Below are 9,098 nucleotides of genomic sequence, written 5' to 3' on the forward strand. Positions count from 1 at the left end.
GGTCTGCTCGGCAAGCTGACGATCGCCCGCGTCAGGCTGGCGCACAAAGGCGCGCTTACGGAAAACGGTTTGCCCGCGTACTTCTACGATCCGCAGCAGAGTGCCGGCGGAGCTATGATCGATCTCGGCTGCCATCCGATGATTTTGGCGCGCTTCGTGCTCGGCATGCCGGAGATCGTCAGCGCCAGCTACGGCTACGTGACTGGCCGCGAGGTAGAGGATAACGCGGTAGCCGTGCTCAGCTACCGGGATGGTGCGCTCGGCATCGTTGAAGCCGGCTTCGTGAATCCTCTCTCCCCGTTCACGCTGGAAGTGCACGGCACGAAAGGCAGCCTGCAGTACTCCACGCACAGCCGTAAGGTGATCGTCGCGAGCACTGAGAACGGTGCCGAACCGATCGTGGAATGGCCGCTTCCGGAGGCACTTCATTCGGCGATGGAGCAATGGGTCGACCATATCGTCACGGGCGAGCCCGGCTCGTTCAATACGGAGATGGCGCTTGACCTGACCCGGCTGATGGAAGCTTCCAACCTGTCGGCCCGCTCGGGTGCGGCTGTCAGGATCGCCGATTTATCGGAATGACCCATACTTGAAAAATGATAAGGGCCGTCTTGTACGCCGCGGGTATCATGCGGCTGAGGACGGCCCTTTGGCTGTATCATATCAACAAGCTTCACAATTCAGGGGCGGCCTGCCGGGAATGAGCAGGTCTATTAGAACCCGAACTTTTCCGGCGATCCCATTTCAGGCGATTATTTTTCCAGGCACCTGTCTTGTCTCCGACCAGCTTTTTTCCAGGCACCTCGTTTCCGACCGGCCTTATTCCCGGAGTGGCTCACTTCCTAGCGCAGCTAGTCGTCCCCATCGCTGCTCCCTTTCCCGCGTGCCTCTACGTCCAATAACGACGGGTGACGCAGTGCTCGTCAGCAAGCTTATACCCTTTCAGCGGAATCAGCTCCACGGAGCTAGCCGAATCCGGCGAATGGATCATGTGCCCGTCCCCGGCGTAGATGCCGACATGATGGACGCGTCCCTTGCCCTGCTCATAGGCAAAGAACAGCAGATCCCCCGGCTGCAGCTCCTCCGGCGGGATGCTTGCTCCGTGCAGCGCCTGGACAGAGGCGTCCCTTGGGATGACGATGCCGAAGGCGAGAAGCATGGAGTGGGCAAACCCGGAGCAGTCGTAGCCCCATGCCGACATGCCTCCCCACAAGTAAGGCAGTCCAAGAAAGCGCTTGGCCTGCGCCACGATGGCCTGGCCCCTATTCTGCCCATCCGCGTGAACCGCCGGGTATTCCCCTGGCTCAGCCACCACCAGTACGTCTGCCCGTCTGATCCGGGCAAGACCGTGCGGGGTCTGTACAACGACAAAGGAATCCCCACGAGAATTTGCCCCTACCCCAACGCCATCTATCGGAACACTCCCTGCTTGGGGAAATGCTCCAGCATCGGGTCCCGCTACCGATTCGGCTTGAAAACCCGTTACGGCTTGAGCTTCATCGCCGGGTTCTACCTCAAGCACCGTCCCCCGCTCCTCCTCGGTCGCCAGCGGCAGCCTTGTCAGGAAGCTGATACGCATCTTCGCCGATGAGGATAACATCTCCAAGTCCGTCGTAGGTGCCGTAACGATCGCAGAAGCTGGAGCAGCAGCGGCGCCTGGAACGTTTCCGCTGCTGTCCAGCAGCCGACGCACTTCCTCCTCACTCAATGGCAGCAGCTGCTCCGTCGGAATCCAGCCGGGATATCCGTTCTCATCCTTGGGCGAGAGCTGGCCCGGGATGGCGACCCGGCTCCAGCCGTCCTGCTCTTCGTAAGCAAGGACTGGCGTGCCGTACAGCGCCTGGGTCTGCACGCGGTTGGCCGCGCACAGGTCTAGCTTATCCGGTACCGTCATCGCGGCGAGCCATACCTCGATACCGCTCCCCGCGCAATCCCCGGATCGCTTTCCATCTCCAACGGATTCCCCGAATCAGATTGGTCCTTGGCCTCCCGTTCAAGTTCGCTAGGGGCGAACCCGGCCAGTGCCGGCGCGTCCAGCGCCCGCGGAGAGGATGGGCTGGTCCAGACGGTGGCTACCGGAACGCTGACCACCCGCCATGCCGGGAATAAGGCCTGATCGTCTCGATCCGCCATCACCATACCCCCACTTCGTCTGTCGTGCGCACGTCGGTTATGCCCAGACCCGGCGCATCCGAGAAGGTCATCACCCGGCCGTCGTACATGACGCCGCCGACGACATCATCCTGGTGCAGCATCAGCGGCGCGTCGAAGTCGTAACGGGTGACGTTCTTTTTGCTGGCGGCGAAATGGGCAGCGGCGGTCACTGCCAATCGGGATTCGATCATGCTGCCCACCATGCACTCGACGCCGTATTCTTCAGCCAGCTGGTTGATCAGCTGCGCCTTGTAAATGCCGCCTGCCTTCATCAGCTTGATGTTGATCAGGTCGGCGGCGTGCCGCTGCAGCACCTCCAGCGCCTGCACTGGAGAAAAGACGCTTTCGTCGGCCATAATCAGAGTGTCCACCGCCGCGGTCACCTGCTGCAGCCCGTAAATATCCCCGGCCCGGACCGGCTGCTCTACCAGCTCGATGTTCAGACCCATGTCCTCCATCTTCCGGATGGAGCGGATCGCCTCCTTGGACTGCCATCCCTGATTGGCGTCCAGCCGGATCTTGACGTCGCTGCCGATGCGCTGCCGGATTTCCCGGATGCGGCGGATGTCATGCTCGATGTCATCCTTGCCGACCTTGATCTTCAGCACGGTAAATCCCGCCTGAACGTATTGGGCCGCGTCTTCTCCCATCTCCTCAGGCGAGTTGACGCTGACCGTAAAGTCCGTTTCGATCCGGTCGCGGTAGCCGCCGAGAAACTGATACAGTGGCATACGTCCGTGCTGGGCCACCAAGTCATATACGGCCATATCGATGGCCGCTTTGGCACTGGTACAGCCGACCATGGCCTGATGGACCGACTGAAGGATCTGCTCGTAAGCGAGCAGGCTTTGGCCGATCAGCAGCGGCTTGAATGTATGCTCGATGGCGGACTGAATCGCCTCAAGGCTGTCGCCTGTGATGACGACGGTGGCCGGCGCCTCGCCCCAGCCCACTTTTCCGTCGTCGGCCGTCATTTTCACCACAATCGATTCGGCTTGATGAACCGTGCGCAGCGCCGTCTTGAACGGTTTGGTCAGCGGCGTGTACTTGCGCATCACTTCGATATCATGTATTCGCATTTGCCGGTTGCCTCCTCTATATAATGGCTGACTCCAGCGCTTCCACCTTTTTGTCAGCCGTGCTCAGCTCGGCTTCCATCCCGTGCGGAACCGCGACGTTGGGCGAGCCGTGCCCGATCCCGAAGCCCATCAGGGAAGGTCTGCCCGCTTCGGTCACATAATGCCGGATGACCTCCTCTAAGGTAAAGGAGACCGGGCGCTTCACCGGCTCGCAATCTCGGAAGTCGCCCACCAGGATACCGGCCGCCTGCTCCAGCTTGCCCGCCATCCGCAGCTGATTCAGCATACGGTCGATCCGGTACGGCTCCTCCCCGATATCCTCGATAAACAGGAGACAGCCCCTGGTATCGATCTCAAACGGCGTTCCGAGCGTACTCGTCAGCAAAGTCAGGTTGCCCCCCACGAGCGGGCCTTTGGCCATGCCCTCCACCAAGGTATGCAGCGGGGTAATGTCCCCGGTGTAGCGGAACGGCTCGGGCCGGACCAGCTGGGCGAAGCTCTGCCGGGTCAACGGGTGCACGTCCTTGTCCCCAAGACAGATCATCATCGGCCCATGCACTGTGATCAATCCGGTCATCTTCCAGATGGCGGCATGCAGGAAGGTGATGTCACTGTACCCCCACAAAATTTTGGGATGCCGGCGGATCTGATCGTAATCGAGCCTCTCCGCAATCCTGGCCGTGCCGTACCCTCCCCGGGCGCAAACGATGGCCTGAATGCTGGGATCCGCAAACATGGCGTTCAGCTCGGCGGCCCGCTCCGCGTCGGTTCCGGCGAGGTAGCCGTGGCCGCGGTTCAGCGAATCGCCAAACCGGACCTTCAGGCCAAGCTCTTCGAACACTTCGGCCGAACGGCGGATCGCCTCCGCGTCCCCGCGGCTCGCCGGGGCGGTGATGCCCACCGTGTCCCCCGGCTTCAACCGGGTCGGCCGGATCGGCCTTCTCCCGGCACCGGCCTGCGCCCCTTCTATGCCCGAATCGGCAGCATGCATGAACGGTCTCAGCCTTCTCATTTCAAATCAGCCCACTTAAAGTCCATGTACCCGTATGGATGGCGTACCACGTCGACGAGCTTGTCGCTTTGCAGATAAGCAGAATCATCGGATCGGCGAAATCCGGCAGCCAGGACGACCGGGAAAACTGCAGCTGAAGCTGCTTCTGCTCCGCGGTGAGGACTTTGCCTTCTTTGCCCGCGAGCTTGACGTCGACACCCAGGTTTTCCTTGAACATGGCCTGCAGCGTTTCGGCGATTTTCTGATGCAAATCGTTTGTATTGTAAGTCAGCGTCACTTCGGGCAGCGTGCTGTATCCCGCTTCCTTCATGCCTTCCGCAAGCAGGCTCTTGGCCTGCGCTGCGTCAAATGTAATCAGGTCGCCGCCCACCTCGCGGAAATCGCGTCCGTCCGGTTCCTTGAGTCCGTAGGATACGAAACCCCCGGCCGGCTTTTGCTTCTGCTTGACCACCAGGTCCACGATTTTCTGACGGTCCACCGCGAGCGCAAAGGCTTTGCGGATTTTGGCGTTGTCGAACGGCTTCATGGTCGTATTGAAGCGGTAAAAATACGTACCTGCCGAATCCTGAACGTTCACCTTGCCTTCCGAGAACAACTGGTCGCTCATATCGGCGGGAACGCCGGCAATGTGCAGCTCGCCGCTTTGGTACAGCTGGTATTCCGTGTTGGAATCGTTGATCATTTTGAACGTGACGCCGTCCAGCTTCACGTTCGCTGCATCCCAATATTTATCGTTCTTCACCATTTTCAGCTCGGAATCGTGATTCCACTGGGAGATGCGGAACGGGCCGTTGCTGACGAACGTATCGGCCTCCGCCGTCCAGTTCGGATTGGACTCCACGGTCTTTTGCGGCACCGGGAAGAAGGCCGGATTCGCCAGCATGCTCAGCAGCCAGGGCGCCGGCTGGGCCAGCGTCACTTCCAGCGTCTTGTCGTCAGCGGCTTTGACCTGCACGTCGTCTGCCGTTCCTTTGCCGGAGTTAAAAGCCTCCGCTCCTTTAAACACATAGGCCAGCGTCGCGGCCGAAGACGCCGTTTTCGGATCGAGCATTCTTTTCCAGGCAAACTCGAAGTCGCCCGCCTTAACCGGCTCGCCATTGCTCCACTGTACGCCGTCGCGCAGCGTGAACGTGTATTTGAGTCCGTCTTCGGATACCTTCCACTCGGACGCCATGGCCGGCTCCGGAGACTGGTCCTTGCCGAGACGCGTCATGCCCTCCATCGCATTGTTCAAAATGTCATAGGAAACCTGATCGAAGCCGATCGGCGGATCGAGCGAAGTGGGCTCGCGAACGTTGTTGTACAGGAGGATTTTACTTCCCGTATCTCCTCCACCGCCGCCTGCTCCTTCGGTTCCGCCGCCGCATGCGGCCAGCAGCAGACTGAGCAGCATGCACGTCAGCAGCACCAGTACTAACCTTCTTTTCACAGCCTTGTTCATGACAGCCTTTTCCATGAGACCCTCTCCCTTAATCCCGAATTGGTTGGTTGCTGCAAATACAAGCTATTCCGTTATTCATGAGCTTGCGCTATTCAAGACGCTGATCTATGGTCAAGTCCCAAGGCTTGCAGAGCAAACCTGAAGCAGGATCCTGTTCCCGCAAAATGATAAAACCGTGCTCTTCATGCCTTATCCCTGGCTGGCCGATGCGGTTTCAACCTGCGCCGGCCCTCGCGGCGGCATTGTTCTGGCCCGGGCATCCTGCAGCCAGCAAGCTACGGTATGCTCTCCGTCCAGCTTCACGCTGTCCGGCGGGAACAGGCCGCATACCTCCATCGCGTGGGGACACCGGGCGGCAAACGCACATCCCTTCGGAGGTGCGAACAGGTCCGGCGGCGTGCCCGGGATCGCGTCGAGCTTCGCCCCTCTTGGCCGGTCCAGGCGCGGGATGGAATCGAGCAGCCCCTGCGTATACGGATGCTGCGGATTCCGGAACAGCTCCTTGACCGGTGCGGATTCCACAACCTGCCCCGCATACATGACATTGACGCGGTCGGCGATGCTGGCGACGACGCCGAGGTCGTGCGTAATCATGATCAGCGAAGCCTGGGTCGTGCGCTGCAGCATGCGGAACAGATCCAGGATTTGCGCCTGGATCGTGACGTCCAGCGCGGTGGTCGGTTCGTCCGCGATCAGGACGGCGGGACTGCAGATCGCCGCCATCGCGATCATAATCCGCTGCCTCATGCCCCCGCTGAACTGATGCAGGTGCTGCTTCAGCCGGAGCTCCGGGTCGCGGATGCCCACGAACTGCAGCATCTCGACCGCCCGCTTCCTCGCCTCCGTCCGGGACAGCCGCTGGTGGCGGATGACGCCCTCCATCAGCTGCTCCCCGATCGTCATTGTCGGATTCAGCGCGGTCATCGCATCCTGAAAGATGATCGCGATGTCCGAGCCGCGCACGTCACGCATCTGCTTTTCACTCAAACGCGTCAGCTCGCGTCCGTTAAAACGGATGCTGCCCTCCGTAATCCTCGAGTTGTTCTTGGGCAGGAGCCGCATGATGCTGCGGGCGGTGACGCTTTTGCCGCAGCCTGATTCGCCGACGATCGCCAGCGTCTCTCCCCGGTGCAGGCGGAGGCTGACGCCCCTGACGGCCTTCACCTCCCCGCCGTAGGTGGAGAACGAAACATGCAAATTGTCCACTTCGAGCAGCGCGTCGTTGTTCATCTTCCGTTACCTCCTTTGCTTCGGATTAAAGGCGTTCAAGAGTCCATCTCCCAACAGGTTGAAGGCGAGCATCGTCACCGAAATGAAAAAGGCCGGGAAGAACAGCCGCCACCAGTTGCCGGACAGAATGGTCGGCAGGGCATCGTTGGCCATCGTTCCCCAGCTCGCGAGCGGCGGCTGGATGCCAAGACCGAGGAAGCTGAGGAAGGCTTCGGCGAAAATGGCCGACGGCACGGAAAACGTCACCTGAACGATGATGACCCCGACGGCGTTGGGAAGCATGTGCCTGCGGATGATGTACCACGACCCGGCCCCCAAGGTCCGGGCGGCCAGGACGTACTCCGACGACTTCAGCTGAAGCACCTGCCCGCGGACGATCCGCGCCATCCCGATCCACCCCGTTGCCGTCAAAGCCAGAATAATGGTCAGCAGCCCGGGGCCCATTACGACCATGAGCAGAATGACCACGAGCAGATAAGGAATGCCGTACAGCATATCGACGAAACGCATCATCGCGTTATCGACGCGCCCGCCGAAATATCCGGCGATGCCGCCGTAAATGATACCGATGAAAAAATCGATCAGGGCCGCGGCCAAACCGACCGTAAGCGAGATGCGCGAACCGTACAAAATCCGGGCGAAGACGTCCCGCCCAAGGTCATCCGTTCCGAACCAGTGCGCGCCGGACGGAGGCTGGTTCGCGCTGAGCAGATTCTGGCCGGAGTAGCTCTGATCCGTCAGCAGCGGGCCGAACACGGCCAGCAGTGCCAGCAGCACGATCAGGACGAGTCCGCAGCAGGCCAGCTTGTTGCGGAGCAAACTGCGGACGGCCTGCTGCCATAACGACTGGCGCGGCCTGACGATCCGCTCCTGTTCTCCGGCCGTTCTGTACATTGGGGTAAACAAATGGTCCGGTATCTGCATGCGTCAGGCCCCCTTTCTATGCAGCTTGATACGGGGATCGATGAACCCGTACACGATATCCACAATAAACATCATGAAGATGAGGAGTGCGCTGTAAAAGACCGTCGTGCCCATGATGACGGCGTAATCCCGGTTGTTGATGCCGTCCACGAAGTATTTCCCCATGCCGGGGATCGCGAAGATTTTCTCGATGACGAAGCTCCCCGTCAGCACGTTGGCCAGCAGCGCGCCGAGCAGCGTCACCACGGGCAGCACCGCATTGCGCAGCGCATGCTTGACAATCATCCTCGCCGGCGACAGCCCTTTAGAGCGAGCCGTCTCCATATAGTCCTGGGTCAGCACCTCAATCAGATTGGCCCGGGTCAGGCGCGCGATCGTGGCGATGGGACCAACCGAGAGAGCGAAGGCCGGAAGCACTACATGCTTCCACGTTCCCCACGAAGCGACCGGCAGCAGCCCCCATTTGACGGCGACATACTTGATCAGGAGCGGAGCAATCACGAAGCTCGGCACCGCGATGCCGATGACGGCCAGCACCATGGCGATATAGTCGATGATGCCGTTCTGCTTCAGGGCGGCCACCGTACCCAGCGCTATTCCGGCTGCAATCGCCAGCAGAATGGCCGCCGCGCCGAGCTGGAAGGATACCGGGAAGCCGCGGTCGATCATCGTGTTCACCGTTGTCGGGTAATGGGATATCGATGGCCCGAGATCGAAGGTCAGCAGCGATTTGAGATACAGCAAATACTGGACGCCCAGCGGCTTGTCCAGATGGTAGAACGACATCATGTTCTGCACGACCGCTGCGCTTGCTTCCTTCCCGTCGCGGTCAAACGGAGAGCCGGGAATCGAGTGCATCAGGAAAAAGGTGACCGTGACGATCAGCCACAGCGTGACCAGCATGGATAAGAAACGCTTCAAAATGTATTGCGCCATGAATCTCACCCTCTCTTTACTCGGCATATGGTGCATTCTTTCGGGCCCATCTACCTCGGATAAACCTGACAGCGTATTTTCGGAAAACAGGCGGCCTTCGTCAGCAGAAGGACGTCCGCATGGCCAGCTCGGTCATGACCAGCATAGCCTGGTACGCTTCAAGAATATCTTTGGCCTGGAACGAGACGACAGGCGATCCCTGTTCGATCGTGGTGCCTGGCATCAGATGGGCCCATTCCGCCTGCCCGTAATTCGCGAATTCGATCGTCAGTTGCGGGCGTTCCGGCGGTAACGAGCGGCTTGACGCGGTCGCGGCCGGCAA

At 60.3% G+C, this 9,098-nt stretch carries 10 protein-coding genes; 1 reads left to right on the forward strand and 9 read right to left on the reverse strand.

What is annotated here, in order from left to right:
• Positions 1–582 (forward strand): Gfo/Idh/MocA family protein (locus CPT76_RS17990; protein WP_146116341.1); only part of this gene is annotated, 582 nt, incomplete at its 5' end.
• Between the two features lie 307 nt (positions 583–889).
• On the opposite strand, the gene CPT76_RS17995 is transcribed toward CPT76_RS17990, so the two are convergent.
• The 9 genes from CPT76_RS17995 to CPT76_RS37570 form a co-directional block, all read right to left on the reverse strand.
• A complete protein-coding gene (locus CPT76_RS17995; protein ID WP_181152904.1) occupies positions 890–1,894 on the reverse strand; it encodes a C40 family peptidase in 1,005 nt (334 codons plus the stop codon).
• Positions 1,891–2,133 (reverse strand): hypothetical protein, encoded by a 243-nt coding sequence (locus CPT76_RS18000; RefSeq protein ID WP_105443811.1) that lies wholly within the window; start codon positions 2,131–2,133, stop codon positions 1,891–1,893. Before CPT76_RS18000 ends, CPT76_RS17995 begins: the two co-directional genes overlap by 4 nt.
• A complete protein-coding gene (locus tag CPT76_RS18005; protein WP_105443812.1) occupies positions 2,133–3,233 on the reverse strand; it encodes a dipeptide epimerase in 1,101 nt (366 codons plus the stop codon). The genes CPT76_RS18000 and CPT76_RS18005 overlap by 1 nt, the downstream gene beginning before the upstream one ends.
• Positions 3,234–3,249: 16 nt before the next feature.
• Positions 3,250–4,224, reverse strand: coding sequence for a S66 peptidase family protein (locus CPT76_RS18010; protein WP_105443813.1), 975 nt, complete (start codon positions 4,222–4,224; stop codon positions 3,250–3,252).
• Between the two features lie 22 nt (positions 4,225–4,246).
• Positions 4,247–5,701: a peptide ABC transporter substrate-binding protein gene (locus CPT76_RS18015; RefSeq protein ID WP_374954660.1), complete on the reverse strand. Its 1,455-nt coding sequence runs from the start codon at positions 5,699–5,701 to the stop codon at positions 4,247–4,249.
• 174 nt (positions 5,702–5,875) lie between these two features.
• On the reverse strand, positions 5,876–6,916 hold the full coding sequence (locus tag CPT76_RS18020; protein WP_105443814.1) for an ABC transporter ATP-binding protein: 1,041 nt from the start codon (positions 6,914–6,916) through the stop codon (positions 5,876–5,878).
• A gap of 6 nt (positions 6,917–6,922) precedes the next feature.
• Positions 6,923–7,840 carry an ABC transporter permease gene (locus tag CPT76_RS18025; protein WP_105443815.1) on the reverse strand — a complete coding sequence of 306 codons (918 nt, stop codon included), beginning with the start codon at positions 7,838–7,840 and terminating at the stop codon, positions 6,923–6,925.
• 3 nt (positions 7,841–7,843) lie between these two features.
• Positions 7,844–8,776 (reverse strand): ABC transporter permease, encoded by a 933-nt coding sequence (locus tag CPT76_RS18030; RefSeq protein WP_076168749.1) that lies wholly within the window; start codon positions 8,774–8,776, stop codon positions 7,844–7,846.
• Positions 8,777–8,876: 100 nt separating this feature from the next.
• A partial coding sequence (locus CPT76_RS37570; protein WP_483870056.1) for a M55 family metallopeptidase occupies positions 8,877–9,098 on the reverse strand: 222 nt, incomplete at its 5' end.

It is taken from the genome of Paenibacillus sp. AR247 (genome assembly GCF_002968895.1).
GTDB classification, from domain to species: domain Bacteria; phylum Bacillota; class Bacilli; order Paenibacillales; family Paenibacillaceae; genus Paenibacillus_AQ; species Paenibacillus_AQ favisporus.

What these genes read in the sequence shown, in the direction of transcription:
- CPT76_RS17995 (WP_181152904.1), bottom strand. Translation starts at nt 1,894, where the DNA reads ATGACGGTACCGGATAAGCTAGACCTGTGCGCGGCCAACCGCGTGCAG.
- CPT76_RS18020 (WP_105443814.1), bottom strand. Translation starts at nt 6,916, where the DNA reads ATGAACAACGACGCGCTGCTCGAAGTGGACAATTTGCATGTTTCGTTC.
- CPT76_RS18030 (WP_076168749.1), bottom strand. Translation starts at nt 8,776, where the DNA reads ATGGCGCAATACATTTTGAAGCGTTTCTTATCCATGCTGGTCACGCTG.
- CPT76_RS18000 (WP_105443811.1), bottom strand. Translation starts at nt 2,133, where the DNA reads ATGGCGGATCGAGACGATCAGGCCTTATTCCCGGCATGGCGGGTGGTC.
- CPT76_RS18010 (WP_105443813.1), bottom strand. Translation starts at nt 4,224, where the DNA reads ATGCATGCTGCCGATTCGGGCATAGAAGGGGCGCAGGCCGGTGCCGGG.
- CPT76_RS18005 (WP_105443812.1), bottom strand. Translation starts at nt 3,233, where the DNA reads ATGCGAATACATGATATCGAAGTGATGCGCAAGTACACGCCGCTGACC.
- CPT76_RS18025 (WP_105443815.1), bottom strand. Translation starts at nt 7,840, where the DNA reads ATGCAGATACCGGACCATTTGTTTACCCCAATGTACAGAACGGCCGGA.
- CPT76_RS18015 (WP_374954660.1), bottom strand. Translation starts at nt 5,701, where the DNA reads ATGGAAAAGGCTGTCATGAACAAGGCTGTGAAAAGAAGGTTAGTACTG.